This window comes from Streptomyces spiroverticillatus (assembly GCA_014650415.1).
GTDB classification, from domain to species: domain Bacteria; phylum Actinomycetota; class Actinomycetes; order Streptomycetales; family Streptomycetaceae; genus Streptomyces; species Streptomyces spiroverticillatus.
The window spans coordinates 124,300-148,572 of the sequence record BMUX01000011.1; the positions used below are offsets into that span (position 1 = coordinate 124,300).

A 24,273-nucleotide genomic window follows, 5' to 3' on the forward strand; every position below is an offset into this window, starting at 1 on the left:
CCCGGGCACCTAGCCTGGCCCGCATGGCGATCCGTGCCGTCCTCTGGGACATCGACGACACCCTCTTCGACTACACCTCCGCCGACCTCGCCGGGATGCGCTCCCAGTTCGCCGCCGAGGGGCTGCCCGCCGGGTACGAGAGCGCCGAGCAGGCCCTGGCCCGGTGGCGGGAGCTGATGAAGCTGCACTGGGCGCGCTTCGCGGCGGGGGAGTGCACCTTCGACGAACAGCGCCGGGCCCGCGTGGAGGGCTTCCTGGGCGGCCCGCTGAGCGACCGGGAGGCCGACGACTGGTTCGCCCGCCACCTCGTCCACTTCGAGGCCGCCTGGGCCCTCTTCCCGGACGCCGTGCCGGTCCTGGACGCCCTTGGCGACGGCTACCGGCACGCGGTGCTGTCGAACTCCAGCCTGGCCGTCCAGGAGCGGAAGCTGAAGGTCCTGGGCGTCTGGGACCGCTTCGAGGCCGTCCTGTGCGCCGCCGAGCTGGGACTCTCCAAGCCGGCGCCCGGGGCCTTCCACGCCGCCTGCGACGCGCTGGGGCTGCCGCCCGAGCAGGTCGCGTACATCGGGGACGAGCCGGACATCGACGCCCTGGGAGCCGTTGCCGCGGGCCTGAACGGCATCTGGCTGGACCGCACCGGCAGGGGCGGACGGCCCGAGCTGGTGAGCGTCTCGGGGCTGGATCAGGTCCCTGACCTGCTGGCGGGCAATACCCGTTTTGGAGCCCCGGGAACCTTCGGGTAATGTTCTTTCTGCGCCGCCCGAGAGGGCCGAAAGGTCCGGCCGGGAAGCGCAAGCCGAACGAAGACCCCCGGTCAGGGGGTTGAGTTTTGGTGGGCTATGGTGTAATTGGCAACACTACGGTTTCTGGTACCGTCATTCTAGGTTCGAGTCCTGGTAGCCCAGCTTGCAAGAGCTGTTGAAGTTCATAGATCAAGATGCAGCTCTGCTAGGGCCCCCGTTGTGTAGCGGCCTAGCACGCCGCCCTCTCAAGGCGGTAGCGCCGGTTCGAATCCGGTCGGGGGTACAGATCCTTTCTTTCCGACACCTTCAGGTCGCTCCTGGATGTGTCGACGCGAGGATCGCTAGGGCCCCCGTTGTGTAGCGGCCTAGCACGCCGCCCTCTCAAGGCGGTAGCGCCGGTTCGAATCCGGTCGGGGGTACTGGTTAAAACCAGTGCGAATCAAATTTCAAAATGGTCTCAACCACCATGGGCTATGGTGTAATTGGCAACACTACGGTTTCTGGTACCGTCATTCTAGGTTCGAGTCCTGGTAGCCCAGCGCAGATCACAACTGCACATAGAGCAAGCCCCCGTTGTGTAGCGGCCTAGCACGCCGCCCTCTCAAGGCGGTAGCGCCGGTTCGAATCCGGTCGGGGGTACGCACAGGTAAGGCCCCGCATCACTGATGCGGGGCCTTCTCGCATGTCCGGGCACCGGTGAGGATGCTCCTGTCGGGACGCTGGAATTCCGCGGCTTCTTCCGGGTCCGGGAATTCGGATTGCGGTACGGGGAAAGGGCGGGCGGAATTCCGCGGTGAATTCCGCCGGCCTCGCCGGTCAGGAACCGGCGCCGGGCGGGAGCGCCCCGACCCCTGCGCGGCCGAAGCCCCGAACTCCGGTGCGTGGCGCGGGAGTTCGGGGCTTCGGCTGAAGTGACGTACGGACAAGGGGTGTTGGGAGGGGGCGGGCGTCAACTGCCCGAGCGGCGCAGGGACTCCGAGAGGCGGGCCGCCGCGTCGATGACCGCCTGGGCGTGCATCCGGCCCGGGTGACGGGTCAGGCGCTCGATCGGACCGGAGACCGAGACGGCCGCGACCACGCGGTTGGAGGGTCCGCGCACCGGGGCGGAGACCGAGGCCACGCCCGGCTCGCGCTCGCCGATCGACTGGGCCCAGCCCCGGCGACGTACCCCGGAGAGGGCCGTGGCCGTGAAGCGGGCGCCCTGCAGGCCCCGGTGCAGGCGCTCCGGCTCCTCCCAGGCCATCAGGATCTGCGCGGAGGAACCGGCCTTCATGGTGAGCGTGGAGCCCACCGGGACCGTGTCCCGAAGTCCGGACAGCCGTTCCGCCGCGGCGACGCAGATGCGCATGTCGCCCTGGCGGCGGTAGAGCTGCGCGCTCTCGCCCGTCACGTCGCGCAGGTGGGTCAGTACCGGTCCTGCGGTGGCCAGGAGGCGGTCCTCGCCGGCCGCCGCGGCCAGTTCGGAGAGCCGGGGGCCGAGAATGAAACGGCCCTGCATGTCCCGTGCCACCAGCCGGTGGTGTTCCAAAGCCACGGCGAGCCTGTGTGCCGTGGGTCGTGCGAGCCCGGTGGCCGCGACCAACCCCGCGAGGGTGGCCGGACCGGACTCCAGGGCGCTCAGCACGAGCGCCGCCTTGTCGAGAACGCCGACGCCGCTAGAGTTGTCCATGCGTCGATACTCGCGTCTCACTCTGTGAAACGCAAGTTCAATTTTCCAACGAACTTGTCACGCTGTACCGGCGGCCGTACAACGGCCCGCGGTCACCGCCCCGTACGGGGGGTCCGGGCGGGGTGAACCGACATCTCTAGTTGAGCCGGCAAAGCCGCCGGCCGGAGGGAAAGCGATGGGTAGGACACTCGCGGAGAAGGTCTGGGACGACCATGTCGTCCGGCGTGCTGAAGGAGAGCCCGATCTCCTCTTCATCGACCTTCACCTGCTGCACGAGGTCACCAGCCCGCAGGCCTTCGACGGGCTGCGCAAGAACGGCCGCGAGGTACGGCGTATCGACCTCACCATCGCCACCGAGGACCACAACACCCCGACCCTCGACATCGACAAGCCGATCGCGGACCCGGTCTCCCGGGTCCAGCTGGAGACGCTGCGCAAGAACTGCGCCGAGTTCGGGGTCCGGCTGCACCCGCTGGGCGACGTCGAGCAGGGCGTCGTCCACGTGGTGGGACCGCAGCTGGGACTGACCCAGCCGGGCACCACGGTGGTCTGCGGCGACTCGCACACCTCCACGCACGGCGCATTCGGCGCGCTGGCGTTCGGCATCGGCACCTCGCAGGTGGAACACGTGCTGGCCACCCAGACGCTGCCGCTGGCCCGCCCCAAGACGATGGCCATCACCATCGACGGCGAACTGCCCGCCGAAGTCACCGCCAAGGACCTGATCCTGGCGATCATCGCGAAGATCGGCACCGGCGGCGGTCAGGGCTACATCCTGGAGTACCGGGGCGCGGCCATCGAGAAGCTGTCGATGGAAGCCCGCATGACCATCTGCAACATGTCGATCGAGGCCGGCGCCCGGGCGGGCATGATCGCCCCCGACGCCACCACCTTCGACTACCTGAAGGGCCGTGACCACGCGCCCCAGGGCGAGGACTGGGACGCCGCCGTGGCGTACTGGAAGACGCTCAAGTCCGACGAGGACGCGGTTTTCGACGCGGAGGTCGTCGTCGACGCCGCCTCGCTGGCCCCGTTCGTCACCTGGGGCACCAACCCCGGCCAGGGCGCTCCGCTGTCGGCCAACGTCCCCGACCCGGCTTCGTACGAAGACGCTTCGGAGCGCAACGCCGCCGAAAAGGCCCTGGAATACATGGGGTTGACGGCCGGGCAGGCGCTGCGTGACATCAAGGTCGACACGGTCTTCGTGGGTTCCTGCACGAACGGCCGCATCGAGGACCTGCGCGCCGCCGCTTCCGTCGTCGAGGGCCGCTCGGTGGCCGACGGCGTCCGGATGCTGGTCGTCCCCGGTTCGGTGCGCGTCGCGCTCCAGGCCATGGACGAGGGCCTGGACAAGGTGTTCACCGCCGCCGGGGCCGAATGGCGGCACGCGGGCTGCTCGATGTGCCTGGGCATGAACCCCGACCAGCTGGCCCCCGGTGAGCGCTCCGCGTCCACCTCCAACCGCAACTTCGAGGGCCGGCAGGGCAAGGGCGGTCGTACGCACCTGGTGTCGCCGCAGGTGGCAGCCGCCACGGCCGTCCTCGGCCATCTGGCGTCGCCCGCCGACCTGACCGACGCAACCGCCCTCGTGGAGGCCTGAGAACCATGGAAGCTTTCACCGCGCACACCGGCCGGGCCGTGCCCCTGCGCCGCTCCAACGTGGACACCGACCAGATCATCCCCGCCCACTGGCTCAAGAAGGTGACCAGGGACGGCTTCGAGGACGGGCTCTTCGAGGCCTGGCGCAAGGACCCGGAGTTCGTGCTCAACAAGCCGGAGCGCCAGGGTGCCTCCGTGCTGGTCGCCGGACCCGACTTCGGCACCGGTTCCAGCCGCGAGCACGCCGTCTGGGCCCTCCAGAACTACGGTTTCAAGACAGTTGTCTCCTCCCGCTTCGCGGACATCTTCCGGGGCAATTCGCTCAAGAACGGCCTGCTCACGGTGGTTCTGCCGCAGGAGACGGTGGACCGGCTGTGGTCGCTCGTCGAGGCCGACCCGGACGCCGAAATCACCGTTGATCTCCAGGACCGGCAGGTGCGGGCCCAGGGCATCACGGCCGACTTCGAGTTGGACGAGAACGCCCGCTGGCGCCTCCTCAACGGCCTGGACGACATCTCCATCACGCTCCAGAACGAGGACGCGATCGCGGCGTACGAATCCGGCCGCCCGGCCCACAAGCCGAGTACGATCCGCGCCTGATCCCCCGCCGGACCCTTCCGAGGGACTCGTTTCCGGGTCTCCCGTAGCCCGTTCGGCCTGAGATCCACGCCTCACTTTCGGCGCCCCCCGCCATTCGTGGCAGGGGGCGCCGAACTGTGTTCCGGGTCTCAACTGCGCTTGTGAGTACGGGAGTTGGGCAGTGGGTCAGAAGTGACTTGAGGGGCTGATGGAGCCTGGAATTCCGTTAGTTGCCCCCGGCGGAGGCGACAACTCGCCCCAGATGGCACAATCGGTGCATGGAACGAGACAGCCAACTCAAGCTGTACGAGGCGGTCGCGGACCAACTGAAAGAAGCACACACGCGGGTGCGTGCACTGCAAGTCCCGGAGGGCGTACGGATGGCGCTGAACCGGAAGCTGCTGGTCATATCGGCCGCGGCGAAACACGATCTCGCGACTGCCGACCGGCGTCTGAGCAGGTTCCTGATGGACCTCGACGAAGGCCGATTCCCCGAAGTCGACTAGCAACTGGGGCTTCGGAACTCCTCTGAGGACTCCCGTAAGACCTACAACGTTGCGGCACTAGGGTGATTAGCCCGTTTCGTGTTTGATTTGCGGTATATATCTGCCTAACGTGCGAATAAGCCTGGACATTTCGTTCCGGCAATGTCTCCGAAGGGGAAGACGTGAACAAGGCCCAGCTCGTAGAAGCGATTGCCGACAAGGTCGGCGGCCGTCAGCAGGCCGCTGACGCCGTGGACGCCGTCCTGGACGCGATCGTCCGCGCCGTCGTCGCCGGCGACCGCGTCTCGGTCACCGGTTTCGGCTCGTTCGAGAAGGTGGACCGTCCGGCCCGTTACGCCCGCAACCCGCAGACGGGTGAGCGCGTCCGGGTCAAGAAGACGTCCGTGCCGCGCTTCCGCGCCGGTCAGGGCTTCAAGGACCTCGTCGCGGGCTCGAAGAAGCTCCCGAAGAACGACGTGGCCGTGAAGAAGGCGCCCAAGGGCAGCCTGTCGGGCGGTTCTTCCACCCGTACGACCGCCAAGGCCGCGGCCAAGAAGGCCACCGCCAAGAAGGCGACCGCGACGAAGAAGACCACCGCCGCGAAGAAGACCACCGCGACGGCCGCCAAGAAGGCGACGGCGACGGCGAAGAAGACCACGGCGAAGAAGGCCACCGCGACCGCCAAGAAGGCGACCGCCACGGCGAAGAAGGCCGCTCCGGCCAAGAAGGCCACGGCGACCACCGCCAAGAAGGCCGTCGCCAAGAAGACCGCCCCGGCGAAGAAGGCCACCGCCAAGAAGGCCCCGGCCAAGAAGACCACGGCGCGCAAGACCACCGCGAAGAAGACCACCGCCAAGAAGAAGTAGTTCTGGGCGACGCGGTACTCACACGCCGGGCCGGGCTCCCTCCGGGGAGCCCGGCCCGCGGTGTTTTTCGGCAGGTGTACGTGCGAGAGGCCCGGCCCCTCGCGCCACAGGGGCCTCGTCCGGCCCCAGGAGCCCCGCTCAGAAGGTCTGGAGGGTCACCAGGGTGATCCGGGAGGGCGAGCCCGCGCCGGACGCCCCACCGGCCGTCTGGCCGTCCGCCGTCTCGATGCGCACGCGCTGACCGGCGCGCAGCAGCCGCAGCCCGCCCGCGTCGAAGGCCGCCGCGTCGAAGGGCACCGGAGTGCCGTCGTCGAGCAGCACACTGCCGCTGCGGGTCTCGGGGTCGTACGTGTACGCGGTCGCCTGCATGCCGGAAAGCCTAGGGCCTGTCCGGCGAGATGAGGGCGGAAGCCTCGGCGAAGGCGGGGGAGAGGGCGGCCGTGTGCGGGCCCACCCCCAGGGCGAACGCGGTGCGCAGATCGTCGCCCGTATCCACGTCCTGACGTACGGAATCCACCAATTCGAGCAGCAGTTCCTCCGCACCCGAAATCATGTGCCGGATACGGGAGGGTCCCCCGAACGAGGGCCGGAATTCCACTTCTGGCGCAGTGGAAAGGAATGTAGTTCCGATTCCTGCGGCGTCGGTCAGAAATGCGCGCGGAAATTCCGTCGCCCGATTGAGCACGCGCAGCAATTCGGATGGACGCAGCGCGGGCAGGTCCGCGTTGAGGGCGGCGACGAAAGCACCGGGGCGGCGGGACCGTACCGTACGCACTCCGTGTGCGAGCGCCGCGTTGAGACCGGCGGCGGGGGAGTCCGGGACGGTCCGGGCGCCCAACTCGGCGAGCGCGGCGGACGCCACCGGGTCGTCCGTGACGACCACCACATCGCGGACCGCCTCACAGGCCAGCGCGGCGGCCACGGTGTCCTGCGCGAACGCCAGCGCGAGGCCCGGCCGCAGCACCTCTCCGGCGGCGGGCAGGAGCCTGCTCTTCGCCCGTGCCAAGGGCTTCAGCGGCACCACCAGGGACCAGCGGGGGGTCCGGGACGCGTTCAAGGGGGAGGGCCTTTCGTCCGGTGCCCTGCCGGGCGGCGCGAGGGTTCGGGGAGGCGGACGGGCCCATTGTCGCCCCAGCACCTCCCCGGCCAGGAGGCCCGGTCCCCGGACCGGGGCGTACGGTGTTCTCGACAGACGAGGGACCCGGGGCGACACTTGTCCGCCTGAACCAGGCGCACAAGTGCACACGGGGTGCAGTGGCCAGGGTCCTAGAGGAAGGTGTCCCGAGTGTCCCGCCGCAGAATCGGCTTCTGGTACCGCCTGGCCGCGGTCATCGCCAAACCCCCGCTGCTTGTGCTCTTCAAGCGGGACTGGCGCGGAATGGAGCACATTCCGGCGGACGGCGGCTTCATCACCGCCGTGAACCACAACTCCTACGTGGACCCCCTGTCGTACGCGCACTGGCAGTACAACACCGGCCGCGTACCGCGCTTCCTGGCCAAGGCGGGGCTCTTCAAGACCCCGTTCGTCGGCATGATGCTGCGCGGCACCGGCCAGATCCCGGTCTACCGGGAGACCACCGACGCGATGAACGCCTTCCGGGCCGCCATCGACGCCATCGAGCGCGGCGAGTGCGTGGCCTTCTACCCGGAGGGCACCCTCACCCGCGACCCCGACATGTGGCCGATGGCCGGCAAGACCGGCGCCGCCCGCGTGGCACTCCAGACCAAGGTGCCCGTGATCCCGGTCGCCCAGTGGGGCGCCAACCTCGCGATGCCGCCGTACGCCAAGGGCAAGAAGACGCACTTCTTCCCGCGCAAGACCCTCCAGGTGCTGGCCGGACCGCCGGTGGACCTGGAGCGGTTCTACGACAAGGAACCCACGCCGGACGTGCTCCGCGAGGCGACCGAGGCCATCATGGCCGCCATCACCGAACTCCTCGCGGAGGTACGGCAGGAGCCGGTGCCCGCCGAGGTGTACGACCACCGCAAGGCACGGGCCGAGCAGCGTCGCAAGGCCAACGAGAAGAAGAAGCAGCAGCAGTCGGGGGAGAACACCAAGTGACACGGGTCGCCGTCTTCGGCAACGGCTCCTGGGGGACCGCCTTCGGCATGGTGCTCGCCGACGCGGGCTGCGAGGTGTCCCTGTGGGGCCGCAACGCGGAGCGCGCGGACGTCATCAACGCCACGCGCACCAACCCCGACTACCTGCCCGGCGTGCAGCTCCCGGACGGCATCACCGCAACCGCCAACGCCGCCGAGGCCGCCTCGGGCGCGGACTTCGCGGTGCTGTGCATCCCCTCGCAGACGCTCCGGGAGAACCTGAGCGGCTGGAAGGACCTCCTGCCGGCCGACTCCGTCCTCGTATCGCTGATGAAGGGCGTCGAGCTCGGCACCGCCAAGCGCATGAGCGAGGTGATCGCCGAGGTCGCGAAGGTGCCCGAAGAGCGGGTCGCCGTGCTCAGCGGGCCCAACCTCTCCAAGGAGATCGCCGCCCGGCACCCCGCCGCCGCCGTGGTCGCCTGCCGCGACGAGGACGCGGCGGTGCGGTTCCAGGCCGCCTGCCACACCCCGTACTTCCGCCCGTACACCACCACCGACGTGGTCGGCGTGGAGCTGGGCGGCGCGGTCAAGAACGTCATCGCGCTGGCCGTCGGCATCACCAACGGCATGGGCATGGGCGACAACACCAAGGCCTCCCTCATCACCCGCGGCCTCGCCGAGACCACCCGGCTCGGCCTCGCGATGGGCGCCGACGCGCACACCTTCGCCGGGCTCGCGGGCATGGGCGACCTGGTCGCCACCTGCTCCTCGCCGCTGTCGCGCAACAACACCTTCGGCACCAACCTGGGGCGCGGCATGACGCTCCAGGAGGCCGTCGCCGCCACCAAGCAGACCGCCGAGGGCGTCAAGTCCTGCGAGTCCGTACTGGATCTGGCGACCCGGCACGGCGTCGAGATGCCGATCACCGAGACGGTGGTGAGCATCGTCCACGAGGGCAAGCCGCCGCTGGTCGCGGTGAAGGAGCTGATGTCGCGCAGCGCCAAGCCGGAACGCTGAGTTCCACGCGGCGTCCGCCAGGGGTGCGCGGGGGCACCTCGGGTACCCTCAAGCCGATATGAGCAGCGAGAACCTCCCCCAGAGCCCTGACCAGGAGCCCCGCAAGCCGCGTGTGGCCGTCGTCTTCGGCGGTCGCAGCTCCGAGCACGGCATCTCGGTCGTCACGGCCGGCGCCGTCATGCGGGCCATCGACCGCGAGAAGTACGACGTGCTGCCGATCGGCATCACCCTGGACGGGCGTTGGGTGCTGGCCGCCGACGAACCCGACCGGATGGCGATCACCGACCGCAAGGTCCCCAACGTCGAGCAGCTCACCGACGCCTCCGAGGCGTCCGTGGTGCTGTCCGTCGACCCGGCCAACCGCGAGGTCGTCTACAGCGAGCCGGGCTCCGTGCCCAAGGCGCTCGGCGAGGTCGACGTCGTCTTCCCGGTCCTGCACGGTCCGTACGGAGAAGACGGCACCCTCCAGGGTCTGCTGGAGCTCTCCGGCGTCCCGTACGTCGGCTCGGGCGTTCTCTCCTCGGCCGTCGGCCAGGACAAGGAGTACATGAAGCGGGTCTTCGTCTCCTTCGGGCTGCCGGTCGGCCCGTACGAGGTGATCCGCCCCCGCGAGTGGGCCGCCGACCCCTCGGCCGCCCGCAAGCGGATCGTGGACTTCGCCGGGGAGCACGGCTGGCCGCTCTTCGTGAAGCCCGCGCGCGGTGGTTCCTCGATGGGCATCACCAAGGTGAACGACCTCTCCGGTCTTGACGAGGCGATCGAGGAGGCGCAGCGCCACGACCCGAAGGTGCTGGTCGAGTCGCTGCTCACCGGGCGCGAGATCGAGTGCGGGGTGCTGGAGTTCGAGGACGGGCCGCGGGCGAGCGTGCCCGCCGAGATCCCGCCGGTCTCCGCGCACGACTTCTACGACTTCGAGGCCAAGTACATCGACTCGGCGGCCGGAATCGTCCCCGCACCGCTGACGCCCGAGCAGACCGCCGAACTCCAGCGGCTCGCGGTCGCGGCGTTCGACGCGGCGTCCTGCGAGGGCCTGGTCCGGGCGGACTTCTTCCTCCAGGACAACGGCGAGTTCGTGATCAACGAGATCAACACGATGCCGGGCTTCACGCCGATCTCCATGTACCCGCGCATGTGGCAGGAGACCGGCGTCTCCTACCCGGAGCTGGTCGACCTGCTGATCCAGGCGGCGCTGCGCCGCTCGACCGGCCTGCGCTGAACCCTTCGGTGACACGGGCCGGTCCGCCCCGGGGCGGACCGGCTCAGTCGTCGACGGTCTTGGGGATCGTCTTCTCGACGGGCTTCGCGAAGTCGACCAGGATGCTCGCGTCCGGGTGGTACGAGGCGGGGACCAGCAGTTCCACGTACGCCTCCCGGTAGCGGGAGATGAAGCGGATTCCGTCGTCGCCCCGGTCGTCCACGACCCACCCCACGCCGTTGACCTCCGCCGCGTTGTTCTGCGGGTCCAGGACCTCGGCGGGCCGCTCGATGCCGCAGCGCAGTACGATCGCGGGGTCGCCCCAGGCCGCCGTGTACGCGGAATCGGGCGAGGTGTCGCGGCGCGCCACGTCGTCCATGACCTTGGCCGGCAGCTCCCTGTGGAGCGCCTTGCAGTACCCCGCGACCTCGGCGTCCGGCGAAGGAACCGCCACGGCCGCGGAACCGTCGCTGGGAGAACAGGCAACGGCCGCCGACAGCAGGAGCGCTGCGGCGGCCGAGGCACGGCGGAGCCGGTGGGTCGAGGAAGCCATGCGACCAAGCGTAGACGGGGCTACAAGTGGACAACCGGGCAGGTCAGAGTGCGCGTGATGCCGTCCACCTGCTGGATCTTGGCGACCACCATGCGACCGAGCTCGTCCACGGTGTCCGACTGGGCCCGCACGATCACGTCGTAGGGTCCTGTCACGTCCTCGGCCTGGATGACTCCCGTTATCTTGCCGATCAGATCGGCGACCGTCGAAGCCTTGCCGACTTCGGTCTGGATGAGGATGTACGCCTGTACCACGGAACCTCCAAGGCGGCCACGAGGATCATGTGGGGTGGGGGAAAGAGACGCCACCGTACCGTGTCGTCGCGGGCGGTGGGGAGACTTGCGCGGCCGGTCACGCCCGTGCGCGAGAAGCGCATCGAGGCGTGCGGCGAACAGAAGTTGACGTACACGTTGACGGTACCTAGAGCAGTGCTGGCTCGCGACCGCAAGCGCACTGGGGCAGAAGGGGCACATTCATGAAGGGCACCGTGGGCGAGCTGGGAGAGTTCGGCCTCATCAGAGAGCTGACCTCCCGCCTCACCTCCACCCCGGCCGTACGGCTCGGGCCCGGCGACGACGCGGCGGTCGTCGCGGCACCGGACCGGCGGGTCGTCGCGAGCACCGACATCCTCCTGGAGGGGCGGCACTTCCGGCGCGACTGGTCGACGGCGTACGACGTGGGCCGCAAGGCCGCCGCCCAGAACCTCGCCGACATCGCGGCCATGGGCGCCGTACCCACCGCACTCCTCCTCGGCCTGGTCGTCCCCGCCGAACTCCCGGCCACCTGGCCCACCGAGCTGATGGACGGGCTGCGCGACGAGTGCCAGGTCGCGGGCGCGGCCGTGGTCGGAGGCGATGTCGTACGGGGAGACACCATCACCGTCGCGATCACCGCGCTCGGCGACCTGCGCAATCATGAGCCGGTCGTACGTTCCGGGGCCCGCCCCGGCGACGTGGTGGCCGTGACCGGGTGGCTGGGCTGGTCCGCGGCCGGGCACGCGGTCCTCTCGCGCGGCTTCCGCTCGCCGCGCGCCTTCGTCGAGGCGCACCGCAGGCCGGAACCGCCGTACCACGCGGGCCCCGCGGCGGCCGGGCTCGGCGCGACCGCGATGACCGACGTCAGCGACGGCCTGGTCGCCGACCTCGGGCACATCGCCGAGGCCAGCAAGGTCCGCATCGACCTGCGCTCGGGTCTCATCGACATCCCGACCCAGATGTCGGACATCGGGCAGGCCGTCGGCGTCGACCCGATCCAGTGGGTGCTGACCGGGGGAGAGGACCACGCGATCGTGGCGACCTTCCCGCCGGACGTGAAACTGCCCGCCCGCTGGAAGGTCATCGGCGAGGTCCTCAACCCGTCCGCGCTGCCGCAGGTGACGGTCGACGGGGCGCCCTGGACCAACAAGGGCGGCTGGGACCACTTCGGGGACATCGAGGGCTGATCTGTGCGGCGTACGGCCGCGCTACATTCGCAGGTATGCGAATAACTCCTGCCGCACGTCACGGCGTGCTCCCCTGCGTGCTCACCGTCGCCGGTTCCGACTCCGGCGGCGGTGCGGGCATCCAGGCGGACCTGAAGACGATGCTGGCCCTGGGCGTGCACGGGATGAGCGTGCTGACCGCCGTCACCGCCCAGAACTCCCTTGGTGTGCAGGGGGTTTGGGACCTTCCGGTGGAGGCGGTGCGCGCCCAGTACCGCAGCGTCGTCGACGACATCGGCGTGCAGGCCGTGAAGACCGGGATGCTCTCCTCCGCCGAACTGGTCGAGGAGGTGGCGGCCCTCCTCGCCGCCACCGACGCGCCCGTCGTCGTGGACCCGGTGGGCGTCTCCAAGCACGGCGACTCCCTGCTCGCCCCCTCGGCCGTGGAGTCCGTACGCAAGCACCTCCTGCCGACGGCCACCGTCACCACCCCGAACCTCGACGAAGTGGCCCAACTCACGGGCGTACGCGTGGAGTCGGAGGACGGGATGCGCGAGGCGGCGGACGCGCTCCTCGCCTGCGGGCCGCGCTGGGTGCTGATCAAGGGCGGTCATCTCCCGGGCGACGCCGTCGACTTGCTCACGAACGGCACCGACGAGCACTGGCTGCGCGCCCCTCGCTACGACAACCGCCATACGCACGGCACCGGTTGCACCCTCGCCTCCGCCATCGCCTCCGGTCTGGCGAAGGGCCTCGACGTGCCGCAGGCGGTCTCCGCCGCGAAGGAGTACGTCACGGAGGCCATCGCGGCGGGCTTCGCACTGGGCGCGGGCATCGGCCCGGTCGACCACGGGTGGCGGCTGCGGAACCCGGCGGAGGGCGCGGGTCAGGGGTAGTCGCGCAGGACGATGTCCGTCGCCGCTTTCTCGGTCAGCTTCTTGAAGAACCCGGCCAGCGGGCGTGCGGAGAGCATCCGGTACGTGAGGTCCCGCTGCCGGATCTTGCGCGCGGTGGGCGGCGCGAGGAAGGGGCCCGCGTTGCCCGCGATCTTCTGGCAGCCCTTGGCGAAGTCGCCGAAGGCGGCCTCGTACGCGGCGAAGGCGGTGCGGTGGTCGCCGCCCGCCGCCGCCAGCTCACCGGCCAGGACGTACGCGGCGACGACGGCCGCCCCCGTCCCCATGCCGCCCATGGTCGCCCCGTACCCGGCATCGCCGACGAGCACCACCCGCCCGACGGACAGCCGGTCGACGTGGATCTGGGCGATGGCGTCGAAGTACAGCTCGTCGACGGAGGTGAGCCCGCCCAGCGCTTCGAGGACGCGCGGTGCCTCCCACCCCATCCCCCGGAACCGCTCCGTGAGGATCTTCTGCTGCTGCGCGAGGTCGCGCCGGTCGAAGTCGAGCCGCTCGGGGGAGGAGAAGACGAGGGTCGCCCCGGCGTGGGAGGGGACGCCGTCCGCGTTGCCGATGCCGACCATGCGGCCGGGGTCGCTGTGGATGCGGGCGGTGCGGTCGAGCCCCAGATGATTGGGCACGTCGAATCCGGCGACGCAGTACCCGAGGTACGTCAGGTACCGGGACTCGTCGCCGAAGGCGAGGGCGCGGGTGCGGGAGTGCAGGCCGTCGGCGCCGACGACGAGGTCGAAGGTGTCGGGCGCACCCTTCTCGAAGGTGACGTCGACGCCGGTCGGGGTCTCGTGAAGGCTCGCGACCGAGTCCCCGAAGACGTACGTGACATGGGGCAGGTCCCGGGTCCGCTCGTACATGATCGCGGCGAGTTCACCGCGGGCGATCTCCACGTCGCCGCTCATCATGGCGGCGGGCAGCTCGATGCGGGGACTTCCGTCGGCGTCGACGAGGGTCTGCACGCCCATGTGCGTCTGGCGGGCGTGCACCTCCTCCCAGATCCCCATGTCCTGAAGGACTTTCCGGTGCACGTGCCCCCGGAAGTCCACGGCGAACCCGCCGGGCCGCAGCGCGGGCGCCCTCTCGACGACGGTGACACGGGCCCCGCGCCGGGCGAGCTGGAGGGCGAGGGCGGGGCCGGCGACGCTGGCGCCGGAGACGAGGAGGTGGAGGTGGGCGAGGCTCTGGTCCTGCGGCTGCTTGGTCATGGGGGGAGCGTGGCGGGGCGGGCTTACCGGGTACTGACCGCGCGCTGACGGGGCCGTGCCCCTTCAGGGGCGCGGGGAACTGCGCGACCAGCCACCCACCCAGCCGCGCGGCCGAGCGCTTTAGGTGGAGGGGCGGGGCTGGGGACCCCCTGGCCCGGCGGGCCAGGGGGCTTCACGTGCCCGGTGCCGGGAGGGACCTACTCGATGCCGATCAGGAGTGGGGAAGCCTGCCTCCCACCCCGATAGACCACCGTGTCCACGGCCAAGTGCCGCCCCCGCACATGGGCTTCGAGCGCCTCACCGAGCCCCTCCGGCATCGAGTCCCCCAGCACGAGCGTCACCAGCTCACCCCCCGCCGACAGCATCCGGTCCAGCACCGTCCGTGCCGTCACGGCGACGTCCGTGCCGATCACGGCGACGTCCCCGTCGATGAGCCCGAGTACGTCCCCCGCCTGGCAGACGCCCGCCGTAGTCCACGACTGCCGTTCCGCGACGGCCAGTTCGGCGTACCGGGTGGCCCCCGCCGCCGACGTCATCGCGACGACGTCCTCGTCGAAGCGCCGGTCCGGCTCGTGCACCGCGAGCGCCGCGATGCCCTGCACGGCGGCCCGGGTCGGGATCAGCGCGACCCGCACCCCTTCCGTCCGTACCTGCTGGGCGGCCGCCGCAGCCGTGTGCCGCAGATCGGCGTCGTTGGGCAGCAGCACGACCTCCCGCGCGTGCGCCCGCCGGATCGCCTCGACCAGTTCGCCGCTGGCCGGGGGCTCCCCGGGCCGGGCCAGCACGGTCGTCGCACCGGCTTCCATGCACAGTTCCAGCAGGCCCTCGCCGGGAACCACCGCGACGACCGCCCGCTGCGCGCGCTCACGCGGCGGAGCCACCCGGTCCGTACCGAAGTGCGTGATGCGGATCCGGTACGGCCGCCCGGCCTCGACCCCCGCCTCCACGGCGGCACCCGCGTCGTCCACATGGACGTGCACGTTCCACAGCCCGTCCCCGCCCACCACGACCAGCGAGTCCCCGAGCCCGTCGAGCCGGTGCCGCAGCCGGTCCACGGCCGCGTCGTCCGCCTCCAGCAGGTAGATCACCTCGAAGGCGGGCCCGCCCTCGTCGGCGTGGTCCGCGGAACAGTCGTCGGCGGCGGGCGGCAGGGCCGGAGCCTTCGCCCGTACGGCCACCGCTTCCCCCGTGACCGCCTCGACCAGCACCCCCAGCACCGCCACGAGCCCCCGCCCGCCGGCGTCCACGACCCCGGCCCGGCCGAGGGCGGCGAGCTGCCCGGTGGTCTGCGGCAGCGCGGCCCGGGCGCCCTCGTACGCGGCCCGGGCGACGACGGACACGGACGCGGCCCCCGAGGAGGAGGCGGCCAGTGAGGAGGCGGCCAGTGAGGAGGCGGCCGCCTGCGCCGCCGCCGTGGCGACGGTCAGCACCGTCCCCTCCACGGGGTGCGCCACCGCCTCGTACGCCAGGGACGCCGCCCGCTCCAGGGCCCGGCGCAGCGCCGCCCCGTCCGCGCGCTCCGCGGCGGCCAGCTCCTCGGACATCCCCCGCAGGAGCTGGGAGAGGATCGTGCCGGAGTTCCCCCGGGCGCCTATCAGCGCACCGTGCGCCATGGCCCGTACCGCATCGGACAGCAGCGGAGCCGAAGCGGCCGGACCCGTCACCGTCTCGTGCGCGGCGAAGACGGCCTCCACGGCCTGTGCGGCGGACTCCATCGTCAGATACAGATTCGTCCCCGTGTCCCCGTCGGCGACCGGATAGACGTTGATCGCGTCGATCTCCTCGCGCTCCGCACCCAGGGCGGCGAGAGCCAGCGAGCACCAGGTGCGTACCGCGACGGCGTCGAGGTCGTCGGGGGACTGCGGCACCTGGGCCTCCTCCTTGAGCAGCGGGAACTCTCGCAGATTAGCCCCCGGGGCAGGGGCGGCGGCAGAAGGGGCCGGGGCGAGGTCCCCGGGAGCCGTGGTAGTTTCGTTGTACGAGAGCAGTCGTTGTATGCTGCTCCGGTTGCCCGATGAAAATCGGGACATTCCCCCGGCTACGCCACAGGATCCTCGGATCTTTCGGCATGCCGGAATTCACTGTAAGTGCATCTGAAGTCTTTGGAGTGACCGTGGCTGCCAACTGCGACGTCTGCGGCAAGGGGCCGGGCTTCGGCAACAACATTTCGCACTCGCACCGCCGTACCTCGCGTCGTTGGAACCCCAACATCCAGCGCGTGCGTGCAGTGGTCGGTCGGACGCCGAAGCGGCTTAACGTCTGCACCTCGTGCATCAAGGCCGGCAAGGTCTCGCGCTGACGTCTAGATAGCGCGGCCACCTAGCTGGTTGCTTGAAGAACCGGTCCACCCTCGGGTGGGCCGGTTTTTTCTTGCCCGTTTCTTGTCCTTCGGTGAGCACAATCGGCGCATGCGCTTCGGACTGCTGGGCCCCGTGGAGATACGCACCGACACCGGTGAGAGTCTCGACCCCGGCGGCGAGCGCCCGCGCACTCTCCTCGCACTGTTGCTTCTGAGCACCGGGCGTGGTGTCAGCGTTGAACGCCTCATAGAGGGCTTGTACGGCGACGAGCCGCCGGCCGGAGCCGCGAACGCCCTCCAGTCACAGGTGTCACGGCTGCGCAGACGCCTCCAGGTGCTCGGCGTACGGATCGAGTCAGTTCCCTTCGGATACCGACTGGACGTGGATCCGGCGGACACCGACGTGCACCTGTTCCAGAACGCTGTGCGCGCCGGACGCACCGCACTGGCGGCGGGGGAGCACGGGCGGGCCGCAGCACTGTTGCGCGAGGGCCTCGCACTGTGGCGGGGGAGCGCCCTCGCCGACCTGACGCCCGTGCCCTGCGTCACAGCGGAGGCCCGTCGCCTGGAAGAGACCCGGCTCGACGCCCGGGAGGATCTCGCGGCGGCGGAGCTGGGGCTCGGGGGAGGCACCGCGCTGGTGCCGGAACTGCGCGAGCTGATCGCCGCACAACCGCTGCGGGAGCGCCCGTACGGACTCCTGATGCGCGCCCTCAGGGCGGCCGGGCGGACCGCCGAGGGGCTCGCCGTGTACGAGGACGCCCGGCACACCCTCGCCGAGCACCTGGGTGCCGACCCCTCGCCCGAGCTGGCCGCCCTCCACCTGGAACTCCTGCGCCCGGAAGGCGCCGCAGCACCCCGGCCGGTGCCCGCCCGGCTCACCAGCTTCGTCGGCCGCGAGGACGCCCTGCAGCAGCTCGGCGGGCTGCTGCGCACCGCCCGCCTGGTGACGCTCACCGGGCCCGGCGGCGCGGGCAAGACGCGCCTCGCACAGGAGGGTGCGGGGCGGTGGCCCGGTGCGGTCTGCTACGTCGAACTGGCACCGGTGCCGGACGCGGCGGGCCTGCCGTACGCCGTACTGGCGGCCCTCGGCGTACGCGAGAGCGGCTTCCCGGACCGGGCAGGGGGCGCGGACGCCCTGGACCGGCTGCTGGCGGCGCTGGCGGCCCTCCCCGGTCTGCTCCTCGTGCTGGACAACTGCGAGCACCTGGTCGACGGGGCGGCGGCGCTGGCGGTACGGATCCTGGGCGCGCACCCGCAGCTGCGGGTGCTGGCCACCAGCAGGGAGGCGCTGGCCATCACCGGGGAGACGCTGGTCACGGTGGAACCGCTCGGGGAGCCGGCGGCGGTGCGCCTCTTCGCGGAGCGCGCGGCAGCGGTACGCCCGGGAATCGACCTGCGCGCCGGCGCCGAGGGGCACACCCGCGCGGTGCGGCTGTGCGCCGCCCTGGACGGGCTGCCGCTCGCCCTGGAGCTCGCGGCGGCCAGGCTGCGCACCCTCACGGTCGAGGAACTCGCCGACCGCCTGGGCGACCGGCTGGGCGGCTCCGGTTCCGGTGCTGGCTCCGGTGACGACCGCTTCCGGTTGCTGTCGCGCGGCGACCGCACCAAGGAGCCCCGGCACCGGACTCTGCGCGCGGTGGTGGAGTGGAGCTGGGAACTGCTGGACGAGGCGGAGCAGGAGCTGGCGCGAAGGTTCACCGTGTTCGCTGGTGGGGCGACGGCGGATGCCGTGCAGGAGGTGTGCGCGGTCGTCGACGCGGAGGACGTCCTGACCTCCCTCGTGGAGAAGTCCTTCGTGACGGTCACCGACGGGCGCTACCGGATGCTGGAGACGATCCGGGCCTTCTGCGCGGAGCAACTGGGCACGGAGGAACGGGAGTTCCGGGCCGCTCACGCGGCGTACTTCCTGAACCTCGCCGAAGAGGCCGAACCCCACCTGCGCGGGGCGACGCAGCTGCACTGGCTGGACCGCATCGAGGCCGAGCACACCGACCTCCTGGCGGCCGTGCGGCACGGCGGCACCGCCACCTCCCTGCGCCTGATCGCCTGCCTCTCCTGGTACGCACCGCTGCGCGGACGCTCGGGGGAACTGGCACAGGCGGCCCGTGCGGTGCTGGAGAGGACCGGGCAGCAGCCCCCGGAGGGGCTCGTGGAGGAATACGTACTGTGCCTGCTCGCGGCCGTCGACCACCGTGCCGGAGCGGCCGTCACCGTGGCGGACGAGGAACTGACCGCACACGCCGACCGGCTGATCGCGGGCCTGATCGGCACCCTGCGCCGGCCGCACGTCCTTACCCTGTGGTCCCTCGCGTCGGGCCCTCGCACGAGCACCGGAGCGCCGCCGGAGACGGAGGCGGCGTACGGCGACAGCAGCCCCTGGGCGGCGGCGCTGCTGCGGATGGGCCGCGCCTACCAGCACCTGTTCGCGGGGCGGCCCGGACCGGCGGAGGAGGACTTCACCGACGCCCTGACCGGCTTCCGGGCGACAGGGGACCGCTGGGGCATCGCCAACTCCCTCGACCCGCTGGCCACGTTCGCGCACTGGCGCAGCGACCACACCCGGGCGCTGGAACTCCTGGACGAAGCACTCGTCCTCGTCACCGAGCTCCGTGCCCCCGAGGAGACCGCCGACATGCTGATGCGACGCGGCCACGTCCTGCTGCACGCGGGCCGCGCCGACGAGGCCGTCGCCCTCTTCACCCGCTCCGCCCAACTGTCCGGGGCCGTCGGTGTCCCCGACAAGGCGGCCGGCGCACTGCGCGGACTCGGCGACGCGGCCCGCATCGCCGGGGACACGGCCCGCGCTCGCGCGCACTACGAAACGGCGCTCGCCGGCGGAACGGACAGCTGGTTCGGCACGGGCGAAACCCTGCGCGTGCTCCTCGGCCTCGGCCGCACCGCCCTCGCGGAGGGCGACCGGGACCTGGCCGAGGAGTGCTTCGCCCAGGCCGCCGTCCTGGCCCGGAACCAGCCCGGCCGCCTGATCCTGGCCGAGCTCGCCGAAGCCCGGGCGGAAGCGGGCCCGCCGCGACGAACGGCGGAACTGCTGGGCGAGGCGGAGGCCCATCGCGGGGCACCCCAGCTGGGCGACCTCGACGTCGTACGAACCATGCAGGCGGCCCGCGCTGCGCTGACCCCGGATGCGTACCGGGCTGCGTACGAGCGGGGGCGTCGGGCCCGCGCGTGACGCGGGGTTTTCCACAGGGGACGGGTGTTGTCAGAGGGATGGTGTCCAATGGATCTCGTGCCCTCGCTCGACGAACCACTCAAGAAGACACTCGGCGGCACCACCGCGAAGGTGATGGCCGAGCACCTCGACCTGCACACGGTCGGTGACCTGCTGCACCACTACCCCCGGCGGTACGCCGAGCGCGGCGAGCTCACCCAGCTCGCCGACCTCCCGCTCGACGAGCACGCCACCGTCGTCGCCCAGGTCGCGGACGCCCGCATCCTGCGGTTCAACAACGGCAAGGGCCAGCGCCTCGAAGTCACCCTCACCGACGGCAGCGGACGCCTCCAGCTGGTCTTCTTCGGCAAGACGATCTACCACCACCAGAAAGAGCTCCTGCCGGGCCGCAAGGGCATGTTCTCCGGCAAGGTCGGCATGTTCCGCAACATCCGCCAGCTCTCCCACCCGGCGTACGAGATGCTCGGCAAGGACGCGGGCTCCGACGCGGTGGAGGCCTGGGCGAACCAGCTGATCCCGCTCTACCCGGCCTGCGCCCAGATGGAGAGCTGGAAGATCGCCAAGACCGTCGACCTGGTCCTGGCCTCCATGGAGGCCACCAACTGGTCCGAGCTGGTCGACCCGCTCCCGCCCGCCCTCCGCGAGGGCCGGGGCCTGATCCCGCTCCCCGACGCCTTCCGCAAGATCCACCGCCCGCGCACCAAGGCGGAGATCGCCGACGCCCGCGACCGCCTCAAGTGGGACGAGGCCTTCGTCCTCCAAGTCGCCCTGGCCCGCCGCCGGTTCGCCGAGACCCAACTCCCCGCCGTCGCCCGCAAACCCACCCCCGACGGCCTCCTCGACGCCTTCGACGCCAAGCTCCCCTTCACCCTCACCGACGGCCAGCGACAGGTCTCCAAGGAGATCTTCGACGACCTCGCCACCGAACATCCGATGCACCGGCTGCTCCAGGGGGAGGTCGGCAGCGGGAAGGCGCAGCCGCTCGATTCCCTGGTGCTGACGCCGCAGGGCTTCCGGCGCATGGGCGACATGGCTGTCGGAGACGAAGTCGTGGTGCCGTCCGGGGACATCGCGGTACTGGACGGAGTCTTCCCCCAGGGGAAACGCGACGTCTGGCGCATTCAGCTCTCCGACGGCACGTCCGTGGAGTGCGACGACGAGCATCTGTGGATCGTCGGTACGAGTTGCGCCTGGGCCCGTGAGCAGGCCCCGAAGGTCATGACCACACGCGAGATCAGGTCGGACACCTACAAGGCCAATGGAAGCTCGAAGTGGTATCTCCCCGTGGCAGCTCCGGTGGATCTCGGAGGTGACGAACTGCTTCCCTTCGACCCGTACCTCTTCGGCCTCCTCCTCGGAGACGGGTCGTTCCGGCACAACCTGCGCTTCAGCTCGGCCGACGACGAACTCATCGCCGCAGTGCGTTCCACAGTGGCCCCGGAGTGCGAGTTGCGACCGGTCCCGGGATCCCGTTGTGACTTCACCATCCGCATGACGGGACCGAAGGACGGCACGCGTCGCAACCCCGTCATCAGTGAGCTGAGGGCCCTCGGGCTGTGGGGAGCTTCCTCGCACGACAAGTTCGTTCCTGCGAAGTTCAAGGACACGTCGCTCAAGAACCGTTTGGCGGTCCTGCAGGGGTTGATGGACACAGACGGGACCGTGCAGGCCAACGGCATGTCCGTCTCGTTCTGTTCCGCTTCCCGGCGACTGGCCGACGACGTGGCATGGCTCGTCCGGTCCCTCGGAGGACGTGCGAGAGTCCTTCCGCAGAAGGCCGCCTTCAACGTGTCCGTCGCCCTGCCCGATGCCTACCCGCCCTTCCGGCTGGAGCGGAAGGCGCGGCGGATGACAGGCAGGCCGAAATACAACACCTTCCGCCGGGGAATCAGGGCGGTCGAGTACGTAGGCCGCAAGGAAGTGCAATGCATCAGCGTTGCCCATCCGAGCCACGCCTACGTGACGGATCACTTCACCGTCACCCACAACACGATGGTGGCCCTGCGCGCCATGCTCGCCGTCGTGGATGCGGGCGGGCAGGCGGCCATGCTGGCGCCCACCGAGGTGCTCGCGCAGCAGCACCATCGGTCGATCGTCGAGATGATGGGGGAGCTGGCCGAGGGCGGGATGCTCGGTGGGTCCGTGCTCGGGACGAAGGTCGTCCTGCTCACCGGGTCGATGGGGATGCCCGCGCGCAGGCAGGCGTTGCTCGACCTGGTCACCGGTGAAGCCGGACTCGTCATCGGCACGCATGCGCTGATCGAGGACAAGGTGCAGTTCCACGACCTGGGGCTGGTCGTCGTGGACGAGCAGCACCGGTTCGGGGTCGAGCAGCGGGATGCGCTGCGGTCGAAGGGGAAGCAGCCGCCGCACCTGCTGGTCATGACGGCGACCCCGATTCCGCGCACCGTCGCCATGACCGTCTTCGGCGACCTGGAGACGTCCGTGCTGGACCAGCTCCCGGCCGGGCGTTCGCCGATCGCCACCCACGTCGTACCGGCGAAGGACAAGCCGCACTTCCTGACGCGGGCCTGGGAGCGGGTGCGGGAAGAAGTGGAGAACGGGCATCAGGCGTACGTCGTCTGCCCGCGCATCGGGGACGGCGAGGACGAGCCGAAGAAGAAGTCCAAGAAGGCGGCGGAGGAGGCCGAGGACCCGGAGAAGAGGCCGCCGCTGGCCGTCCTGGAGATCGCCGAACAGCTCCGTACGGGGGCGCTCGGCGGGCTGCGCGTCGAGGTGCTGCACGGGCGGATGCAGCCCGACGACAAGGACGACGTGATGCGCCGGTTCGCGGCCGGTGAGGTGGACGTGCTGGTCGCGACCACGGTCATCGAGGTCGGGGTCAACGTGCCCAACGCCACGGCCATGGTGATCATGGACGCGGACCGGTTCGGGGTCTCGCAGCTGCACCAGTTGCGCGGCCGGGTCGGACGAGGATCGGCCCCCGGCCTGTGCCTCCTGGTGAGCGAGATGCCCGAGGCGAGCCCGGCCAGGGCCCGGCTCGCGGCCGTCGCCGCCACCCTCGACGGCTTCGAGCTGTCCCGTATCGACCTCGAACAGCGCCGCGAGGGCGACGTGCTCGGACAGGCCCAGTCCGGAGTGCGGTCCTCGCTGCGCGTGCTCGCCGTCATCGAGGACGAGGAGGTCATCGCCGCCGCCCGCGAGGAGGCCGTCCGGATCGTCGCCGACGACCCCGAGCTGGAGCGGCTGCCGGAGCTGCGGACCGCGCTGGACGCGCTGCTGGACAAGGACCGGGAGGAGTACCTGGACAAGGGCTGACCGGCCCGTACGCCATATCGTGGAAGGAGACGCACCCGAGAAACACCCCCAGCAGGCACGACCCAGAGGACCCCATGACCCGCGTGATCGCAGGCACCGCCGGCGGACGCCGCCTGGCCGTACCGCCGGGCAACGGCACCCGCCCCACCTCCGACCGCGCGCGCGAGGGCCTGTTCTCGACCTGGGAGGCGCTGCTCGGGACCCTGGAGGGCGTCAGGATCGCCGATCTGTACGCGGGCTCCGGCGCCGTCGGGCTCGAAGCGCTGTCCCGGGGCGGGGTGCACGCCCTGCTCGTGGAGGCCGACCCGAAGGCCGTACGGACGATTCGGGACAACGTACGCACGCTGGGGCTGCCCGGAGCCGAGGTCCGGGCCGGCAAGGCGGAGCAGGTCGTGACCACGCAGGCGCCCGCCGATCCGTACGACATCGTCTTCCTGGACCCGCCGTACGCCGTCACCGATGACGATCTTCGGGAGATTCTCCTCACACTGCGGACCCAGGGCTGGCTCGCCGAGGACGCGATCGCCACCGTGGAACGCAGCACCAGGGGCGGAGAATTCAAGTGGCCCAAGGGATTCGAGCCGTTGCGGGCCCGTCGTTACGGCGAGGGGACGCTTTGGTACGGTCACGCCGCCTCACCGTGCGAAGACGCACGATGACCGGACCGGAGAGCGAGGGACCACAGATGCGCCGGGCAGTCTGTCCCGGGTCGTTCGACCCCATCACCAACGGACATCTCGACATCATCGGCCGAGCCTCCAGGCTGTACGACGTGGTGCACGTCGCGGTGATGATCAACCAGTCGAAGAAAGGTCTCTTCTCCGTGGAGGAGAGGATCGAGCTGATCAGGGAGGCCACCGCCGACTACGGCAACATCGTGGTCGAGTCCCACCACGGGCTGCTCGTCGACTTCTGCAAGGAACGCGACATCCCCGCGATCGTCAAGGGTCTGCGGGCCGTCAGCGACTTCGACTACGAGCTGCAGATGGCGCAGATGAACAACGGGCTCTCGGGCGTCGAGACCCTCTTCATCCCCACCAACCCCACCTACAGCTTCCTCTCCTCCAGTCTGGTCAAGGAGGTCGCGGCCTGGGGCGGCGACGTCGCGCACCTGCTGCCGGAGCACGTCCACGCGGAGCTCACCAAGCGCCTCGCGGAGAAGCGCGCCCAGGCGCAGGAGAACTGACAGACCGTCAGCAGGTGTCGGGCGGGAGCCGACTGGCCTT

General features: G+C 70.6%; 22 protein-coding genes and 5 tRNA genes. 20 read left to right on the plus strand and 7 right to left on the minus strand.

Annotation, left to right across the window (positions count from 1 at the left end; all coding sequences use genetic code 11):
• Positions 1-23 precede the first annotated feature (23 nt).
• The 6 genes from IE269_RS27205 to IE269_RS27230 all read left to right on the plus strand — a co-directional run bounded on the left by IE269_RS27205 (position 24) and on the right by IE269_RS27230 (position 1,382).
• A complete protein-coding gene (locus IE269_RS27205) occupies positions 24-743 on the plus strand; it encodes an HAD family hydrolase (RefSeq protein ID WP_189825800.1) in 720 nt (239 codons plus the stop codon).
• Positions 744-833: 90 nt separating this feature from the next.
• Positions 834-905: transfer RNA gene (locus tag IE269_RS27210), tRNA-Gln, on the plus strand.
• Positions 906-953: 48 nt separating this feature from the next.
• Positions 954-1,026, plus strand: a tRNA-Glu gene (locus tag IE269_RS27215).
• A 63-nt stretch (positions 1,027-1,089) separates the two neighbouring features.
• Positions 1,090-1,162, plus strand: a tRNA-Glu gene (locus IE269_RS27220).
• Positions 1,163-1,210: 48 nt separating this feature from the next.
• Positions 1,211-1,282 (plus strand) — tRNA-Gln (locus IE269_RS27225).
• A gap of 27 nt (positions 1,283-1,309) precedes the next feature.
• Positions 1,310-1,382 (plus strand) — tRNA-Glu (locus tag IE269_RS27230).
• Between the two features lie 310 nt (positions 1,383-1,692).
• On the opposite strand, the gene ndgR is transcribed toward IE269_RS27230, so the two are convergent.
• On the minus strand, positions 1,693-2,412 hold the full coding sequence (gene ndgR / locus IE269_RS27235; RefSeq protein ID WP_189825801.1) for an IclR family transcriptional regulator NdgR: 720 nt from the start codon (positions 2,410-2,412) through the stop codon (positions 1,693-1,695).
• 175 nt (positions 2,413-2,587) lie between these two features.
• On the opposite strand from ndgR, the gene leuC reads away from it, so the two are divergent.
• From leuC to IE269_RS27255, 4 genes are all read left to right on the plus strand, one after another.
• On the plus strand, positions 2,588-4,012 hold the full coding sequence (gene leuC, locus IE269_RS27240) for a 3-isopropylmalate dehydratase large subunit (RefSeq protein ID WP_189825802.1): 1,425 nt from the start codon (positions 2,588-2,590) through the stop codon (positions 4,010-4,012).
• Positions 4,013-4,017: 5 nt separating this feature from the next.
• On the plus strand, positions 4,018-4,611 hold the full coding sequence (leuD, locus tag IE269_RS27245) for a 3-isopropylmalate dehydratase small subunit (protein ID WP_189825803.1): 594 nt from the start codon (positions 4,018-4,020) through the stop codon (positions 4,609-4,611).
• Between the two features lie 257 nt (positions 4,612-4,868).
• Positions 4,869-5,096: an SCO5555 family protein gene (locus IE269_RS27250; protein WP_189825804.1), complete on the plus strand. Its 228-nt coding sequence runs from the start codon at positions 4,869-4,871 to the stop codon at positions 5,094-5,096.
• Positions 5,097-5,257: 161 nt separating this feature from the next.
• Positions 5,258-5,941 carry an HU family DNA-binding protein gene (locus IE269_RS27255; RefSeq protein WP_189825805.1) on the plus strand — a complete coding sequence of 228 codons (684 nt, stop codon included), beginning with the start codon at positions 5,258-5,260 and terminating at the stop codon, positions 5,939-5,941.
• A 138-nt stretch (positions 5,942-6,079) separates the two neighbouring features.
• On the opposite strand, the gene IE269_RS27260 is transcribed toward IE269_RS27255, so the two are convergent.
• Entirely contained in the window at positions 6,080-6,310 is a 231-nt protein-coding gene (locus tag IE269_RS27260; protein WP_189825806.1) for a hypothetical protein, read from the minus strand.
• 10 nt (positions 6,311-6,320) lie between these two features.
• Positions 6,321-6,998, minus strand: a complete 678-nt coding sequence (cofC, locus tag IE269_RS27265; protein WP_189825807.1) for a 2-phospho-L-lactate guanylyltransferase — start codon at positions 6,996-6,998, stop codon at positions 6,321-6,323.
• A gap of 228 nt (positions 6,999-7,226) precedes the next feature.
• Between cofC and IE269_RS27270 the strand changes: the two genes are divergently transcribed.
• Genes IE269_RS27270 through IE269_RS27280 form a run of 3 tightly spaced genes read left to right on the plus strand, consistent with a single transcriptional unit; the run spans position 7,227 to position 10,214 of the window.
• On the plus strand, positions 7,227-8,003 hold the full coding sequence (locus IE269_RS27270) for a lysophospholipid acyltransferase family protein (RefSeq protein ID WP_189825808.1): 777 nt from the start codon (positions 7,227-7,229) through the stop codon (positions 8,001-8,003).
• On the plus strand, positions 8,000-8,998 hold the full coding sequence (locus IE269_RS27275) for an NAD(P)H-dependent glycerol-3-phosphate dehydrogenase (protein ID WP_189825809.1): 999 nt from the start codon (positions 8,000-8,002) through the stop codon (positions 8,996-8,998). Before IE269_RS27270 ends, IE269_RS27275 begins: the two co-directional genes overlap by 4 nt.
• A 58-nt stretch (positions 8,999-9,056) precedes the next feature.
• Positions 9,057-10,214, plus strand: a complete 1,158-nt coding sequence (locus IE269_RS27280; RefSeq protein ID WP_189825810.1) for a D-alanine--D-alanine ligase family protein — start codon at positions 9,057-9,059, stop codon at positions 10,212-10,214.
• 43 nt (positions 10,215-10,257) lie between these two features.
• Here IE269_RS27280 and IE269_RS27285 read toward each other — a convergent pair whose 3' ends face one another.
• Together IE269_RS27285 and IE269_RS27290 are read right to left on the minus strand one after the other, a co-directional pair.
• Positions 10,258-10,746, minus strand: coding sequence for a DUF3515 domain-containing protein (locus tag IE269_RS27285; protein WP_189825811.1), 489 nt, complete (start codon positions 10,744-10,746; stop codon positions 10,258-10,260).
• 20 nt (positions 10,747-10,766) lie between these two features.
• The gene (locus IE269_RS27290; RefSeq protein ID WP_189825812.1) at positions 10,767-11,000 is read right to left on the minus strand and encodes an Lrp/AsnC ligand binding domain-containing protein; all 234 of its coding nucleotides are present in this window, start codon (positions 10,998-11,000) and stop codon (positions 10,767-10,769) included.
• 221 nt (positions 11,001-11,221) lie between these two features.
• On the opposite strand from IE269_RS27290, the gene IE269_RS27295 reads away from it, so the two are divergent.
• Both IE269_RS27295 and thiD read left to right on the plus strand, forming a co-directional pair.
• Entirely contained in the window at positions 11,222-12,187 is a 966-nt protein-coding gene (locus tag IE269_RS27295; RefSeq protein WP_189825813.1) for a thiamine-phosphate kinase, read from the plus strand.
• 35 nt (positions 12,188-12,222) lie between these two features.
• Positions 12,223-13,062 (plus strand): bifunctional hydroxymethylpyrimidine kinase/phosphomethylpyrimidine kinase, encoded by an 840-nt coding sequence (gene thiD, locus IE269_RS27300; protein ID WP_189825814.1) that lies wholly within the window; start codon positions 12,223-12,225, stop codon positions 13,060-13,062.
• On the opposite strand, the gene IE269_RS27305 is transcribed toward thiD, so the two are convergent.
• Both IE269_RS27305 and IE269_RS27310 read right to left on the minus strand, forming a co-directional pair.
• Complete coding sequence (locus IE269_RS27305) at positions 13,053-14,279, minus strand: FAD-dependent monooxygenase (RefSeq protein ID WP_189825815.1); 1,227 nt, start codon at positions 14,277-14,279, stop codon at positions 13,053-13,055. The two genes, thiD and IE269_RS27305, sit on opposite strands and share 10 nt — an antisense overlap.
• A 197-nt stretch (positions 14,280-14,476) precedes the next feature.
• Positions 14,477-16,147: a DAK2 domain-containing protein gene (locus tag IE269_RS27310; RefSeq protein ID WP_189825816.1), complete on the minus strand. Its 1,671-nt coding sequence runs from the start codon at positions 16,145-16,147 to the stop codon at positions 14,477-14,479.
• Between the two features lie 245 nt (positions 16,148-16,392).
• On the opposite strand from IE269_RS27310, the gene rpmB reads away from it, so the two are divergent.
• From rpmB to coaD, 5 genes are all read left to right on the plus strand, one after another.
• On the plus strand, positions 16,393-16,578 hold the full coding sequence (rpmB, locus tag IE269_RS27315) for a 50S ribosomal protein L28 (protein ID WP_003957616.1): 186 nt from the start codon (positions 16,393-16,395) through the stop codon (positions 16,576-16,578).
• A gap of 109 nt (positions 16,579-16,687) precedes the next feature.
• Entirely contained in the window at positions 16,688-19,768 is a 3,081-nt protein-coding gene (locus IE269_RS27320) for an AfsR/SARP family transcriptional regulator (RefSeq protein WP_189825817.1), read from the plus strand.
• 48 nt (positions 19,769-19,816) lie between these two features.
• Complete coding sequence (locus tag IE269_RS27325) at positions 19,817-23,047, plus strand: helicase-related protein (protein ID WP_189825818.1); 3,231 nt, start codon at positions 19,817-19,819, stop codon at positions 23,045-23,047.
• A 74-nt stretch (positions 23,048-23,121) separates the two neighbouring features.
• Positions 23,122-23,706 carry a 16S rRNA (guanine(966)-N(2))-methyltransferase RsmD gene (rsmD, locus tag IE269_RS27330; protein WP_189825819.1) on the plus strand — a complete coding sequence of 195 codons (585 nt, stop codon included), beginning with the start codon at positions 23,122-23,124 and terminating at the stop codon, positions 23,704-23,706.
• Between the two features lie 26 nt (positions 23,707-23,732).
• Complete coding sequence (coaD, locus tag IE269_RS27335) at positions 23,733-24,233, plus strand: pantetheine-phosphate adenylyltransferase (protein WP_189825820.1); 501 nt, start codon at positions 23,733-23,735, stop codon at positions 24,231-24,233.
• The last annotated feature ends 40 nt before the right edge of the window (positions 24,234-24,273 follow it).